Source organism: Pseudomonas sp. GL-RE-29 (assembly GCF_019947275.1).
Classification (GTDB): Bacteria; Pseudomonadota; Gammaproteobacteria; order Pseudomonadales; family Pseudomonadaceae; genus Aquipseudomonas; species Aquipseudomonas fluorescens_A.
Map to the genome: position 1 here is coordinate 57,744 of NZ_JAGYGD010000002.1, position 13,696 is coordinate 71,439.

Annotated in this window: 13 protein-coding genes and 1 pseudogene; 9 read left to right on the forward strand and 5 right to left on the reverse strand. The window is 59.4% G+C overall.

The window, feature by feature from the left end; all coding sequences use genetic code 11:
- Positions 1-29: 29 nt before the first annotated feature.
- The gene (locus KGB21_RS02025; protein ID WP_034148672.1) at positions 30-332 is read right to left on the reverse strand and encodes a cell division protein ZapA; all 303 of its coding nucleotides are present in this window, start codon (positions 330-332) and stop codon (positions 30-32) included.
- Positions 329-559: a hypothetical protein gene (locus tag KGB21_RS02030; protein ID WP_034148751.1), complete on the reverse strand. Its 231-nt coding sequence runs from the start codon at positions 557-559 to the stop codon at positions 329-331. The genes KGB21_RS02025 and KGB21_RS02030 overlap by 4 nt, the downstream gene beginning before the upstream one ends.
- 290 nt (positions 560-849) lie before the next feature.
- Between KGB21_RS02030 and KGB21_RS29510 the strand changes: the two are divergent.
- The 5 genes and pseudogenes from KGB21_RS29510 to selO all read left to right on the forward strand — a co-directional run.
- A pseudogene (locus tag KGB21_RS29510) lies at positions 850-1,605 on the forward strand (MCP four helix bundle domain-containing protein); the annotation flags it as partial.
- Complete coding sequence (locus KGB21_RS29515; RefSeq protein ID WP_411741308.1) at positions 1,597-2,460, forward strand: methyl-accepting chemotaxis protein; 864 nt, start codon at positions 1,597-1,599, stop codon at positions 2,458-2,460. The pseudogene KGB21_RS29510 and the gene KGB21_RS29515, both read left to right, overlap by 9 nt.
- Before the next feature lie 268 nt (positions 2,461-2,728).
- Entirely contained in the window at positions 2,729-4,471 is a 1,743-nt protein-coding gene (locus KGB21_RS02040) for a potassium/proton antiporter (protein WP_034148670.1), read from the forward strand.
- Positions 4,472-4,505: 34 nt separating this feature from the next.
- Positions 4,506-7,856, forward strand: a complete 3,351-nt coding sequence (gene mscK, locus KGB21_RS02045; RefSeq protein ID WP_223503334.1) for a mechanosensitive channel MscK — start codon at positions 4,506-4,508, stop codon at positions 7,854-7,856.
- A 48-nt stretch (positions 7,857-7,904) separates the two neighbouring features.
- Positions 7,905-9,368: a protein adenylyltransferase SelO gene (gene selO / locus KGB21_RS02050; protein WP_223503336.1), complete on the forward strand. Its 1,464-nt coding sequence runs from the start codon at positions 7,905-7,907 to the stop codon at positions 9,366-9,368.
- A gap of 7 nt (positions 9,369-9,375) precedes the next feature.
- Here the strand turns inward: selO and KGB21_RS02055 are convergent, their stop codons facing one another.
- Entirely contained in the window at positions 9,376-9,777 is a 402-nt protein-coding gene (locus KGB21_RS02055) for a type II toxin-antitoxin system HigA family antitoxin (RefSeq protein ID WP_223503338.1), read from the reverse strand.
- Positions 9,774-10,070 (reverse strand): type II toxin-antitoxin system HigB family toxin, encoded by a 297-nt coding sequence (locus KGB21_RS02060; RefSeq protein WP_223503340.1) that lies wholly within the window; start codon positions 10,068-10,070, stop codon positions 9,774-9,776. The genes KGB21_RS02055 and KGB21_RS02060 overlap by 4 nt, the downstream gene beginning before the upstream one ends.
- A 194-nt stretch (positions 10,071-10,264) precedes the next feature.
- On the opposite strand from KGB21_RS02060, the gene trxC reads away from it, so the two are divergent.
- Complete coding sequence (trxC, locus tag KGB21_RS02065; protein ID WP_168757114.1) at positions 10,265-10,699, forward strand: thioredoxin TrxC; 435 nt, start codon at positions 10,265-10,267, stop codon at positions 10,697-10,699.
- A gap of 130 nt (positions 10,700-10,829) precedes the next feature.
- On the opposite strand, the gene KGB21_RS02070 is transcribed toward trxC, so the two are convergent.
- Complete coding sequence (locus tag KGB21_RS02070) at positions 10,830-11,600, reverse strand: ParA family protein (protein ID WP_034148651.1); 771 nt, start codon at positions 11,598-11,600, stop codon at positions 10,830-10,832.
- A gap of 342 nt (positions 11,601-11,942) precedes the next feature.
- Between KGB21_RS02070 and KGB21_RS02075 the strand changes: the two genes are divergently transcribed.
- The 3 genes from KGB21_RS02075 to KGB21_RS02085 are packed head-to-tail and all read left to right on the forward strand — an operon-like array spanning position 11,943 to position 13,694.
- Positions 11,943-12,668 carry a beta-ketoacyl synthase chain length factor gene (locus KGB21_RS02075; RefSeq protein ID WP_223503342.1) on the forward strand — a complete coding sequence of 242 codons (726 nt, stop codon included), beginning with the start codon at positions 11,943-11,945 and terminating at the stop codon, positions 12,666-12,668.
- Complete coding sequence (locus KGB21_RS02080; RefSeq protein ID WP_034148649.1) at positions 12,644-13,453, forward strand: lysophospholipid acyltransferase family protein; 810 nt, start codon at positions 12,644-12,646, stop codon at positions 13,451-13,453. Before KGB21_RS02075 ends, KGB21_RS02080 begins: the two co-directional genes overlap by 25 nt.
- Entirely contained in the window at positions 13,434-13,694 is a 261-nt protein-coding gene (locus KGB21_RS02085; RefSeq protein WP_034148648.1) for a phosphopantetheine-binding protein, read from the forward strand. The genes KGB21_RS02080 and KGB21_RS02085 overlap by 20 nt, the downstream gene beginning before the upstream one ends.
- Positions 13,695-13,696: the final 2 nt, after the last annotated feature.

Here is a 13,696-nt window from a genome sequence, read left to right on the forward strand (position 1 = left end):
ATTTATTCTTTGGTTGTGCGCAAAGCCGATCAGGCCTGATTGATCGTCTTGGAGATCACTTCAACCGTGGCGCTGACTTGCTCTTGGTAACGGTCGAGTTCGAGCTTGTGTTGCTTCTGCATTTCGATCTGCTGGGAGCACAGATTCATCGCGGCCAGTACCAGCAGGCGATCACCGATCAGCGTCGGGTACTTCCGTTTGGTGTCGGCCAGGGCAGCTTTCAACATTAATGCAGCGTCCAGCAGGGTTTGTTCTTCCCCGGCCGGCGCCTTGATCGAATAGTCCTCTCCGAGGATCGAGACGACTTTTACCCCTGCGGCGTTGTAACTCATGCGCTGACAGGGCCAGCGCTGACGCGCTCAACCAGGGCCTGAATGCGTGCGGCGGTAGCGCCTTGCTTCTCTTCCTGTTCCATCAGGCTCAGTTGCAGGCTTTCGTTTTCATCCTTGGCCTGGGCCAGTTCGGCGCTCAGGGTCTGGTTGGTGCTGACCAAAGTCTGGTTCTGTTGCACCAGGTCGCTGACCAGTTGTTCCAATTGGCTTAGGGATGTTTCCAACATTTTGATTTTCCAGGCATTTTCAAAGGGCGCGTACGATAAAGAAAAGTCACCACGGATGCCAGGGTTATCCAGGCGCAAAGCCTTGATTTTCCTGAGGGGTGACCTCCCTCGCGAACTTTAAAGACTGTGATTGGCGATTCTGGTTCCTGCACTTCGTCGCCACAGTGTTTGTGCGGCAAAACCGCGCAGGGGCTCAAGACTTTAGTCGTACGACCGATAAGGCATTCATACGTCAGCCTCGGCACCGCTCAGGTGCGCTCTTTTCGGTAATCCCAATGTCCCTTCGTAATATGAATATCGCCCCGCGAGCGTTCCTCGGCTTTGCCCTGATTGGCGGCTTGATGCTGCTGCTGGGCGTGTTTGCCCTGAACCAGATGAGCAAGATCCGCGACGCCGCTGAAGACATCACCGTGACCAGCGTGCCGAGCATCAAGAGCCTCGACGAGTTCACCCAACTGACCCTGCGTTTGCGAGTGCTGTCCTACCGCTTGCTGGTGAATCGCGAACCAGACGTGCAGCAGAAAACCATGGAGCTGCTGGATATGCGCAACCAGCAGATTCGCAGCGCCCAGGCCACCTACGAAAAACTGATCAGCAGCCCGCAGGAACGCGCGGCCTACGACCAATACGTGCAGTTGCTCGGGCAGTACCGCCAAATCGAAGACCGCATGAAGACCCTGTCGCGCAACAATCAGGTCGACGAACTGCGCAGCCTGCTCAACGCCGATCTGCTGAGCAACTCCGAAGCGGTCAACGCGGTATTGAACAAGCTGCTGGAGATCAACACCCAGCAGACCCTCGACACCAACCAGCAAGCCGCCGACCAATATGAATCGGCCTTTAACCTGGTAATCACCCTGCTGGTCATCGCCACCGGCCTGACCATGCTGTTCGCCTGGTTGCTGACCAACAGCATCACCAAGCCCATCGCCAACGCCCTGGACGCCGCTGAACAGATCGCCGAAGGCAACCTGACGCGTCCGATCACCGTCGATGGCGAAGACGAGGCCGGTCGCCTGTTGCTGGCGATGTCGAAGATGCAGGAAAAACTGCGTGACACCCTGCAACGAATTTCCGGCTCGGCCACGCAACTGGCGTCGGCTGCGGAAGAGCTCAACAGCGTCACCGACGAAAGCGCCCGTGGCCTGACCCAGCAGAACAACGAAATCGAGCAAGCCGCCACTGCGGTCAATGAAATGACCAGCGCCGTGGAAGAAGTCGCGCGCAACGCCGTCAGCACGTCCGAAGCGTCGAAAAACGCCACCACTTCCGCCGGTGACGGTCGCGATCTGGTGCAGGAAACCGTCAGCGCCATCGAACGCATGAGCGCTGATGTGCAGAGCACTGCGTCCTTGATTGGCGACCTGGCCAATGAGTCCCGCGATATCGGCAAGGTACTGGATGTGATTCGTGGCCTGGCCGATCAGACCAACCTGCTGGCCTTGAACGCGGCCATTGAAGCGGCGCGGGCCGGTGAAGCCGGGCGCGGCTTTGCCGTGGTGGCGGACGAGGTTCGCGCGTTGGCGCATCGCACCCAGCAGTCGACCAGCGAAATCGAACGCATGATCGGCAGCATCCAGAGCGGTACCGAGCACGCCGTGGATTCGATGCGCAACAGCACCGAGCGCGCCGAGTCGACGCTGAACATCGCCCGTGGCGCCGGGATGTCGCTGGACACGATCAACAGTGCGATTGTCGAAATCAACGAACGCAACCTGGTGATCGCCAGCGCCGCCGAAGAACAGGCGCAAGTGGCCCGGGAAGTGGACCGCAATCTGGTGAACATTCGTGATTTGTCGGTGCAATCGGCGACCGGTGCCAACCAGACGAGTGCGGCGAGTAGCGAGTTGTCGCGTCTGGCGGTGGACCTGAACACGATGGTTGGCCGGTTTAGCCTGTAACTGGACCCCACAACCCCTGTGGCGAGGGAGCTTGCTCCCGCTCGACTGCGCAGCAGTCGCAATCGATCTTGCAAAATCTGTCTGAAACAACTCGGGGGGTCGCTACGCGGCCCAACGGGAGCAAGCTCCCTCGCCACAGGTTTCGCGCGCGGCGCGTCAAACCGTCAAAAGCTTTTTGACAGCATCACATTTCAACAGGTTAGAATCGCTGGCACGCAGACTGCATGGTCAGTTTGTGCCCGCCTTTCAGCTTTCTGGAGTACTGCCTTTGAATGCGACGACCATCAACAGCCTGTTCTTGATCGGCGCGTTGCTGGTAGGTGCGAGCATTCTGGTGAGTTCACTATCGTCCCGCCTCGGTATCCCGATTCTGGTGATTATCCTGGCCGTGGGCATGGCCGCTGGCGTCGACGGCGGCGGCATTATCTTCGACAACTACCCCACGGCTTATCTGGTCGGCAACCTTGCATTGGCGGTGATCCTGCTCGATGGCGGGTTGCGCACCCGGGTGTCGAGTTTCCGTGTCGCATTATGGCCCGCGCTGTCGCTGGCGACGGTCGGGGTGCTGATTACCACCGGGCTGACCGGCATGGCCGCCGCCTGGCTGTTCGACCTCAATATGATTCAAGGCCTGCTGATCGGCGCCATCGTCGGTTCCACCGATGCCGCGGCAGTATTCTCGCTGCTGGGCGGCAAAGGCCTGAACGAACGGGTGACCGCCAGCCTCGAAATCGAATCCGGCAGCAACGACCCGATGGCGGTGTTTCTCACCGTGACCCTCATCGATATGCTCGCCAGCGGCCAGACCGGCCTGCACTGGAGCCTTCTGACGCACCTGCTGCGCGAGTTCGGCATCGGTGGTGTGATTGGTCTGGGCGGCGGCTGGCTGATGTTGCAACTGGTCAACCGCATCAACCTGGCCACCGGCCTCTATCCAATCCTGGTCATCGCCGGCGGTCTGGTGGTGTTCGCGCTGACCAACGCCCTGCACGGCAGCGGTTTCCTGGCGGTTTACTTGTGCGGTCTGGTGATCGGCAACCGCCCGGTGCGCAGCCGCCACGGCATTCTGCACATGCTCGACGGCATGGCCTGGCTGGCACAGATCGGCATGTTCCTGGTGCTGGGCCTGCTCGTCACGCCCCACGACTTGCTGCCGATTGCCCTGCCGGCCCTCGCCCTAGCGCTGTGGATGATCCTGTTCGCCCGGCCGCTGTCGGTGGTGGTCGGACTGTTACCGTTCAAGGCGTTCCACGGACGCGAAAAGGCCTTCATTTCCTGGGTCGGCTTGCGTGGCGCGGTCCCGATCATTCTGGCGGTGTTCCCGCTGATGGCTGGCCTGCCGAACGCCCAACTCTACTTCAACCTCGCCTTCTTTATCGTGCTGGTGTCGCTGCTGGTGCAGGGCACGAGCCTGCCGTGGGTGGCGAAGCTTTTGAAAGTGACCGTTCCGCCAGAGCCTGCGCCGATCTCTCGTTCCGCCCTTGAAGTACATGTCACCAGCGAGTGGGAGTTGTTCGTTTATCGCCTCGGCGCCGAAAAATGGTGCATCGGCTCCCCCCTGCGCGAGCTGAAAATGCCCGAAGGCACCCGCATCGCGGCGCTGTTTCGTGGCCAGCAACTGCTCCATCCGTCGGGTAGTACGGTGCTGGAAGTCGATGATTTACTGTGTGTAATCGGCCATGAACACAACCTTGCAGCCCTCGGAAAACTCTTCAGCCAGGCGCCGCAACGGGGCCTCGATTTGCGCTTCTTCGGCGACTTCGTACTCGAAGGAGACGCCCAGCTGGCCGCGGTTGCTGCCCTGTACGGGTTGAAGGTCGAAGGCATCGATCCGGAGATGTCCCTGGGCAAGTTCATTGCCCAGAAAGTGGGCGGTGCGCCAGTAGTTGGCGACCAGGTGGAATGGAACAACACCATCTGGACCGTCGCGGTCATGGACGGGAACAGAATCGGCAAAGTGGGCGTCAGATTCCCCGAAGGAAGTCGCCCGGGTCCGGGCTTGTTCCTCTAAACTCCACTCTTCGCCTCGTATTTGATCGGTCTCTATGTCAAGCCTGCGCACCTTTTTCGTCATGGTCCTTTTGGGCCTGAGTCTCTCTGTCGGTACGTTACAAGCCGCCGAACCACCCACCCGCGAATCCGTGCAGGCGAGCCTGGACAAGATCGCCGACCGCAAACTGCCGGAGGCCGATCAAAAGGCCCTGCAATCGGTCCTGCAAAGCACGCTGACTCAGCTCAGCAACCAGAGCGATTACGAGCAGAAACTGGTCGCCCTCAAGCAACAACTGGCGACTGCGCCCAAACAGACCATCGAAAACCAGCGTGAGCTGACCCGTCTCAAGGCCAGCAGCGTAGTACCGGTGGCGCAACGCTTTGCCAAGGAGTCGATTCAGCAGCTCGAGCAAATGCTCACCGAGCGTTCGACCCAGCAAAGCGATCTGCAAAAGGCCTTGGGCGACGCCAATAGCTTGATCATTACCGCCCAGACTCGCCCCGAACGCGCCCAGGCGGAAATTTCCGCCAGCCAGACGCGCATCCAACAGATCAACAACATCCTCAAGGCCGGCAAAGACGCCGGCAAGACCTTGAGTGCCGAGCAACGCGACCAGCTGAATGCCGAGCTCATGGCCCTGAACGCCCTGATCCCGCTGCGCCGCCAGGAATTGGCCGGCAACAACCAGCTGCAAGACCTGGGCAACAGCCAGCATGACCTGCTATCGGAAAAGTCCGATCGCCTGGATCAGGAAATTCAAGAGCTGCAAAACCTGATCAATGAGAAGCGCCTCGCGCAGTCTCAAGAAACGGTGACCCAGCAATCGATCGAAGCGCAGAAGGCCGGCGGCAGCAGCCTGTTGGCTACCGAAAGCACGGCCAACCTGAAGCTTTCGGATTACTTGCTCAAAAGTACCGACCGCCTCAACGTGGTCACCCAGAAAAACCTGCAAACCAAGCAACAACTGGACAGCCTGACCCAGAGCGATTCCGCCCTGGATGAACAGATCAACGTCCTCAAGGGCAGCCTGCTGCTCTCCAAGATTCTCTACAAGCAGAAACAGGCCTTGCCGCGACTGCGGGTCGACCGCGACCTGGCGGACCAGATCGCCGACATTCGTCTGTATCAATTCGAAGTCAGCCAGCAACGCGAACTGCTCAGCAACCCGGCCACCTACGTCGACAACCTGCTGGCGGCTCAACCGCCGGAACAGGTCACCCCGCAGCTGCGCAAAAGCCTGCTGGAACTGGCCACGACCCGCGCCGATCTGCTGGAACGCCTGAACCGCGAACTAAGCGCGGTACTCAACGAATCCATCACCCTGCAACTGAACCAGAAGCAACTGCTCAGCACTGCGCAAAGCCTGCGGGCGACCCTCGATGAGCAGATGTTCTGGATTCCCAGCAACAAGCCACTGGATCTGGAGTGGATGCATGCGGTGCCGGAACGCCTGAAACGTCAGGTCGATACCCTGCCCTGGGCCTCGAGCCTGAGTGAATTGGTCGACGGCCTGACCCAGCGCCCCCTGTTGTTCCTGCCGCTGGCATTACTGATTGGCGCACTGTTGTGGCGACGCAAGCAGCTGTATGCGCGCCTGAACAAGGTTCACCAGGACATCGGCCACTTCAAGCGTGACAGCCAGTTGCACACACCGCAGGCCATTTTGATCAACATTCTGCTGGCGATGCCGGTGTCGCTGGGCCTCGCCCTATGTGCCCTGGCCCTGCAAATCGACGCCCGCGGGCAAAACGCGAGCATGGGTGCAGCATTGCTGCAAATGGCCGGGGCCTGGCTGGTGTTCTACACCGCGTACCGGATTCTGGCGCCGGGCGGCGTGGCGGAATTGCATTTCCGCTGGGAAAAACCCCAGGTCGAATTCCTCCGCGGCTGGGTCCGTCGCCTTGGCATGGTGGTGATGGCTCTGGTTACCGTGGTGGCGGTTGCGGAACTGCAACCGGCGGCACTGGCCGATGACGTGCTCGGCATGCCCGTGGTGCTGATCTGCTACGCCTTGATGACCTGGTTGCTCAGCCGCTTGCTGATCAGCAGCCCGACCCACGAAAACGCCTCGCTGTTCCGCAAGGTTCTGGGCATTCTGTTCACCGCGCTGCCCATCGCGTTGTTCGTGGCCGTGTGCTTCGGCTACTACTACACCGCGCTCAAACTCAGCGACCGGTTGATTAACACCCTTTACCTGCTGATGTTCTGGCTGGTGATCGAAGCGACTTTCGTGCGCGGCCTGAGCGTCGCGGCACGGCGCCTGGCTTACCAACGCGCCCTGGCCAAACGTCAGGCGGCGAAAGAGGCCGGCGACGGCGAAGCGGTCATCGAAGAACCGACGCTGGACATCGAGAAGGTTAACGAGCAATCCCTGCGCCTGATCCGCCTGGCGCTGCTGGGCGGCTTCATCGCCGCGCTGTACTGGGTCTGGTCGGACTTGATTTCGGTGTTCTCGTACCTGGACAACATCACCCTCTACGAATACACCAGCGGCACCGGCGCCAACATGAGCATGGTGCCGATCAGCATCGGCGACATGCTCGGCGCGCTGATCATCATCGGCATCACCTTTGCCCTGGCGCGCAACCTGCCCGGTCTGCTGGAAGTGTTCGTGCTGTCAAAGCTGAACCTCGCCCAAGGCAGCGCCTATGCCACCACCACGTTGCTGTCGTATGTGATCGCCGGCATCGGTTTTGTCTCGACCTTATCCACGCTCGGCGTGAGTTGGGACAAGCTGCAATGGCTGGTCGCAGCGCTCTCGGTCGGCCTCGGCTTCGGCATGCAGGAGATCTTCGCCAACTTCATCTCCGGCATCATGATCCTGTTCGAACGCCCGGTGCGGATCGGCGACACCATCACCATCGGCAACCTGTCGGGCACGGTGAGCAAGATCCGCATCCGCGCAACGACCATCACCGACTTCGACCGCAAGGACATCATCGTCCCGAACAAGACGTTCATTACCGGGCAACTGATCAACTGGTCCCTGACCGACACCATCACACGGGTGACGCTCAAGCTCGGGGTCGATTACGGCTCGGACCTGGACCTGGTGAAAGAACTGCTGCTGAAAGCTGCGCGGGAAAACCCACGGGTACTCAAAGAACCCGAGCCGCACGTGTATTTCCTGAATTTTGGCGAAAGCACCCTCGACCACGAGTTGCGCATGCACGTGCGCGACCTCGGCGACCGAAACCCGGTGCTCGATGAGGTCAACCGCTTCATCAATCGCGAGTTCAAGAAGCAGCACATCAACATCTCGTTCCGGCAGATGGAGGTCTACCTCAAGAATCTCCACGGCCAGGAATACAAGATGGTGCCGATCGAGCCGGAAGCGAAAACCATCGTGCCGCTGGTCGACGGCAAGCCGGTGCAAGAGCCGCCGCCCGCCAAACTCGACTAACCGGTCTTTCCCCAGCAGAATGCTCGGACATTCTGCTGGAGCCGGCCCTTGAAAGCCCTCGACGAACTGACCTTCGATAATCGCTTCGACCGCCTGGGCGATGCGTTTTCCGCCCACGTGCTGCCCGAGCCCATCGACAACCCGCGCCTCGTAGTCGCCAGCCCCGCCGCCATGGCGTTGCTGGATCTCGACCCGACTGTGGCCGAAACGCCGGAGTTCGCCGAGTTATTCAGCGGCCACAAGCTCTGGGCCGATGCGATTCCCCGGGCGATGGTCTATTCCGGCCATCAGTTCGGCTCGTACAACCCGCAACTGGGCGACGGTCGCGGCCTGTTGCTGGGCGAGGTGTACAACGAGGCGGGCGAGCACTGGGACCTGCACCTCAAGGGCGCCGGCCAGACACCGTTTTCACGCATGGGCGATGGCCGCGCGGTGTTGCGCTCGTCGATCCGCGAATTCCTCGCCTCCGAAGCGCTGCATGCCCTGAACATCCCGACCACCCGGGCGCTGTGCGTGATCGGTTCCGACACGCCGGTGTGGCGCGAGAAACAGGAACGCGCAGCCATGGTGCTGCGCCTGGCGCCGAGCCACGTGCGCTTCGGGCATTTCGAATATTTCTACTACACCAAACGCCCGGAGAAGCAGAAAGAACTGGGCGAACACGTGCTGGCCATGCACTTTCCCGAGTGCCTGGAGCAACCAGAACCGTATCTGGCGATGTTCCGCGAAATCGTCGAGCGCAACGCCGAACTGATTGCCAAGTGGCAAGCCTACGGCTTCTGCCACGGCGTGATGAACACCGACAACATGTCGATCCTCGGCATCACCTTCGACTTCGGCCCGTTCGCCTTCCTCGACGATTTTGACGCCAACTTCATCTGCAACCACTCCGACGATCAGGGCCGCTATTCCTTCAGCAACCAAGTGCCCATCGGTCAGTGGAACCTCAGCGCATTGGCTCAAGCGCTGACACCGTTCATCAGCGTCGAGGCCCTGCGCGAGACCCTCGGCCTATACCTGCCGCTGTTCCAGGCCCATTACCTGGACCTGATGCGCCGCCGCCTCGGCCTCACCACCGCCGAAGACGACGATCAAAAGCTTCTGGAACAACTGCTGCGACTGATGCAAAACAGCGGCGTCGATTACAGCCTGTTCTTCCGTCGCCTGGGTGAAGAATCACCGGCAGCAGCCGTCACCCGCTTGCGCAACGATTTCGTCGACCTCAAGGGCTTCGATGCCTGGGGTGAGCTGTACGTTGCCCGAGTTGCCCGGGAAGGCGAACTGGATCAGGAACAACGCCGCCAACGCATGCACACGGTCAACCCGCTGTACATCCTGCGTAATTACCTGGCGCAAAAAGCGATCGATGCGGCGGAAAATGGCGACTATTCGGAAGTTCGACGACTGCACGCCGTGCTGAGCAAGCCGTTCGAGGAGCAACCGGGGATGGAAAGCTATGCCGAACGGCCGCCGGAGTGGGGCAAGCATTTGGAGATCAGTTGTTCTTCCTGAACCCCCATCAGATAAAGGTTTCCACCGACACACCAAAGCGCTCGGCCAACCAGCGGATCTGCCGCAGGTTGAGCTGACGCTTGCCACTCAGAATCTCGGATACGACCGATTGGGTGCCGACACCTGGCAGGTCACTCTGCGTGAGGCCGTGTTCGCGCATCAAGTAGCCGAGGACGTCGGCACCGCTAGGCTTCGGCATTGGGTGATGCTTGTTATCCCATTCCTCAATCCAGTCACCGATGATATCCACCAGGCTCATCAGCGGATGGGTCTCATCATCGCCAGTCATCTCGAGCAACTCGTCGAGCGCCCGTACCAGCATGTCATAGTCGTCTTCGTTTTTTGGTTTGCGCAACACAGGGGCGACGAACTCCCAATGTTCGGCCGCTCTTTTGATCAGAACACTCATACTCTTCCCTCCTTCCATTTGCCGCGGTCGTATTCGCGGTGATCCAGCAAATGCTTGATATAAAGCTTTTGGGACCGATACCTGACGAAAGCGATCAGTCGCAATTTGTTGCCACCGATATCGAAAACGTGAAATTCGCCCACCTTGTCGATAGCAGGGAATAAGGCCTTCATCGTCGCGAAATCCGCCGGCGTACTTCCTTTAGCCAATTGATACCAGTGATCCAAAGCGTTGGCTGCCTGTGGCCATTTTTCCTTTGCTTCACGTATTCGTTTTTCGGTGATGACATGCATGCAACATCCTTATCGCATTCTGCTATGGGGAGTTAATCACAGATCAAAAATATCGCAATATGCGATAATCCCAAACAGACCAATGGTCTCGCCAGGTACGTTTCAGCCTAGTTTTATCGACTGGCATCGCACGATTGAAAATATGAGCAAACGTCTCCAAATAGGAGTGATCGGCTTCTTAACAGGATCAACCCATGACCGACCCTCTCCTCATCCCCTGCCCCCACTGCAACGGCCTCAACCGCATCCCCGCCGAGCGCCTGGGAGACCATCCCAAATGCGGCCGCTGCAAGGCTGAGGTTTTGCTGAACAAGCCTTTTGAATTGAAGCAAGGCGATTACGCCAGCCAGATCAAGGGCGACCTGCCGCTACTGGTAGATGTGTGGGCGGACTGGTGCGGGCCGTGCAAGTCGTTTGCGCCGGTGTTCGAGCAGGCGGCGGGGCAATTGGCGGGCAAGTGTCGGCTGGCCAAGTTGGACAGCGAGGCGAACCAGCAGTTGTCGGCGCAGTTGGGGATTCGCTCGATTCCAAGCCTGATTCTGTTCAAGAACGGTCGGGAGGTTGCGCGCCAGAGCGGGGCGCTCCCGTTGCCGCAGCTGATGAGCTGGTTGCGTAGTCAGGGAATCTGAAGATACACGGAACCAATGTGGGAGCGAGCCTGCTCGCGATGGCGGCGGATCAGTCAACAGAGATGTTGAATGTAAAGCCCTCATCGCGAGCAGGCTCGCTCCCACAGTGTTTATGTGCGATTAGCAAAGATCAGCTTTTTTCCAGCAAGTTATGTAACTCGACAAACTGCTGTGTCAGCTTGTGCCGCGGATCGAGATGGATCAGCGGTGTGTTGGCCTGATGGGATTCGCGCATGCGCACCGAACTGCCCAAATACACCGGCAGTACCGGCAAGCCCTCGGCAATCAGCTCGTCAAGGATCTGCTGGGGCAGACTGGCACGTGCCTGGAACTGGTTGACCACGATGCCTTCGACCTCCAACCCTTCGTTGTGATCATCTTTCAGTTCTTCTATTTCCGCCAATAACCCGTAAAGCGCCTGACGCGAAAAACTGTCGCAATCGAAGGGAATCAGCACACGATCAGCGGCGATCAACGCTGATACTGCGTAGAAATTTAGCGCTGGCGGCGTATCCAGATAGATCCGGTCGTAATCCTCATCAAGCTCTTCGAGCAACTTACGCAGCTTGTTGATCTTGTGCTTGGCCTCAAGCTTGGGCTGCAGGTCGGCCAGCTCGGCGGTGGCGGTGATGACGTGAAGGTTGTCGAACGGGGTTTCGTAGATATCGACCTGGTTTTTCTTGGAGAAAGGCCCGGAAGACAAGGTCTGCTTGAAGAAATCGGCAATCCCCATCGGAATGTCGTTACCGGTGAGTCCCGTCAGGTACTGAGTGGAATTGGCCTGGGCATCGAGATCCACCAACAAGGTGCGATAACCCTCGCTGGCGCTGACCGCCGCCAGATTGCAGGCAATACTGGACTTGCCCACGCCACCTTTCTGATTGAACACCACGCGCCGCATGTCAAAACCTCCGTGTATCAAAGAATGACCGAGTGTAGTGGCCCTCGGTGTTGCTTATCTACCTCCCCGGCAGAAGGACTGCTCGGTCATTGGTCATCTCAAGTAAAAAAAGCACCATGGCCCGAGTCTGAACCGACAAACGGGCGCGTAGTAACCAGAATAATTGTCAAATATTCAGTTTTTTTGAACCATTCGGGACATAACACTGAGCAAAATGTAACCACTATTTGCTACACGTCCGCCGCACCCGGATAATGCGCGCCACTCGGCGCAATCGCCACGTAGGTGAGTCGTGGTTGTCGGCCACTCATCGCGTCAACGATGCCTGCAAGGGCGGGATGAATGTCTGTGATCAATTTCAACATCGCCCAGTGGCGCGCATGGGCCCCAGGGCTCGAAAGCGTGGACGATTGGCAAGCCTGGAGCCGACAACCGGTTGTGCTGCCGGGCAGCGATGCCGCCCCGGATGTCTCGTTTCTGCCGGCCATGCAGCGCCGGCGACTCAGCCGTCTGGCGCGGATGGCGTTCTGCGTCGGCTGGCCATTGGCCGAGGGTCGCCAGGACTTGCCGTTGGTCTTCGTATCCCGTCACGGCGAAACCCCGCGCACGTTCGACATTCTCAGCGAACTGGCGGTTGATCAGCCGCTGTCGCCCACCCAGTTCAGCCTCTCGGTGCACAACGCGATCATCGGCCTCTGGTCGATCCTGCGCGGCGAAACCAGCGAAATGACTGCCCTCGCGGCGGCCGGCGATGGTCTGGAACACGGCATGCTGGAGGCTGCAGCCCTGTTGAACGAAGGCGCGCCCGCGGTATTGCTTGTGGTCACTGAAGAACAACCGCCCGAGGCTTACTCGACCTGGATCGACGATGTGCCGTTCCCCTATGCCGTCGGTCTGTTGATAACCCCCGGCAATGACTGGCAGCTGTCCCTGAACAGCCCCACGGATGCGTTGTCCAAATCCCGCTGGCCCCACGCGCTGAATCTGTTGCAAATCCTGCTAGGCCAGCAAACCACCTGCCAACATGCCTGGAAAAATCGTGTATGGACCTGGCAACGCAACCCATGACTGAAAAGCACCGCGACGCCTATTACTGGCGCCTGCTGGCCACTGCCGCGAGCTTCGCACTGTTCGGGTTGGGCGGTCTGTGCCTGCGTCTGTTGGTTTTCCCGTTGCTGAGCTGCCTGCCGGGCGATGCCCAGACGCACCGGTTACGCGCGCGGCACACGGTCAGTCGCTGTTTCTGGTTTTTCATCCGTTTCATGGCCCGCGCCGGGGTACTGACCTACGACATCCAGGGCGCAGAAAAACTCGGGAGACCGGGGCAGATGATCATGGCCAATCACCCGTCGTTGATCGACGTGGTGTTCCTGATCGGCCTGGTGCGCCACGCCAATTGCGTGGTCAAGCAAAGCCTCTGGGAAAACCCCTTCACCCGCAGTCCGCTGCGCCGCACCGAATACATCAGTAACGACGGCAGCATGGACATGCTCGATGCCGCCGCCGACGCGCTGAAAAACGGCCAGACCCTGATCATCTTTCCCGAAGGCACCCGCACCCAACCGGGCCAGGCGCCGGCCTTTCATCGGGGGGGTGCGGCGATTGCCCTGCGGGGTGCGAAAATCCTGACTCCGGTGATCATCAAGGTCAGCCCGACCACATTGTCCAAGGCCGAGCCCTGGTATCGGATCCCAAAGCGCCGCGTGCACTTCAGTTTCCGGGTCGGGGCCGATATAGATCCACAGGCCTTCGCCGCGCTGGGCCCTGCGCCGCAGGCTTCGCGCAAGCTCAACGATTATCTACATTCTTACTTTATTAAGGAGCTCGCCGAAGATGAGCGATCTGCACCGTGATATCAAAATGCTTATCATCGATGCCCTCGGCCTCGAAGACATCAGCGCCGAAGACATCGGCGACGACCAGACTTTGTTCGGCGAAGGCCTGGGCCTGGACTCGGTAGACGCCCTGGAACTCGGCCTGGCCATCCAGAAAAAATACGGCATCAAAATCGACGCCGACGCCAAGGACACGCGCAATCACTTCAGTAACGTGGCGAGCCTTGCGGCGTTCGTCACTGCAAAACAGGCAGCTTGAGA

Coding starts and splice junctions, on each gene's coding strand:
- KGB21_RS29515 (WP_411741308.1), top strand. CDS start 1,597: ATGCAGGAAAAACTGCGTGACACCCTGCAACGAATTTCCGGCTCGGCC.
- trxC (WP_168757114.1), top strand. CDS start 10,265: ATGACCGACCCTCTCCTCATCCCCTGCCCCCACTGCAACGGCCTCAAC.
- mscK (WP_223503334.1), top strand. CDS start 4,506: ATGTCAAGCCTGCGCACCTTTTTCGTCATGGTCCTTTTGGGCCTGAGT.
- KGB21_RS02055 (WP_223503338.1), bottom strand. CDS start 9,777: ATGAGTGTTCTGATCAAAAGAGCGGCCGAACATTGGGAGTTCGTCGCC.
- KGB21_RS02025 (WP_034148672.1), bottom strand. CDS start 332: ATGAGTTACAACGCCGCAGGGGTAAAAGTCGTCTCGATCCTCGGAGAG.
- KGB21_RS02080 (WP_034148649.1), top strand. CDS start 12,644: ATGGACCTGGCAACGCAACCCATGACTGAAAAGCACCGCGACGCCTAT.
- KGB21_RS02085 (WP_034148648.1), top strand. CDS start 13,434: ATGAGCGATCTGCACCGTGATATCAAAATGCTTATCATCGATGCCCTC.
- KGB21_RS02070 (WP_034148651.1), bottom strand. CDS start 11,600: ATGCGGCGCGTGGTGTTCAATCAGAAAGGTGGCGTGGGCAAGTCCAGT.
- KGB21_RS02075 (WP_223503342.1), top strand. CDS start 11,943: ATGTCTGTGATCAATTTCAACATCGCCCAGTGGCGCGCATGGGCCCCA.
- KGB21_RS02030 (WP_034148751.1), bottom strand. CDS start 559: ATGTTGGAAACATCCCTAAGCCAATTGGAACAACTGGTCAGCGACCTG.
- KGB21_RS02060 (WP_223503340.1), bottom strand. CDS start 10,070: ATGCATGTCATCACCGAAAAACGAATACGTGAAGCAAAGGAAAAATGG.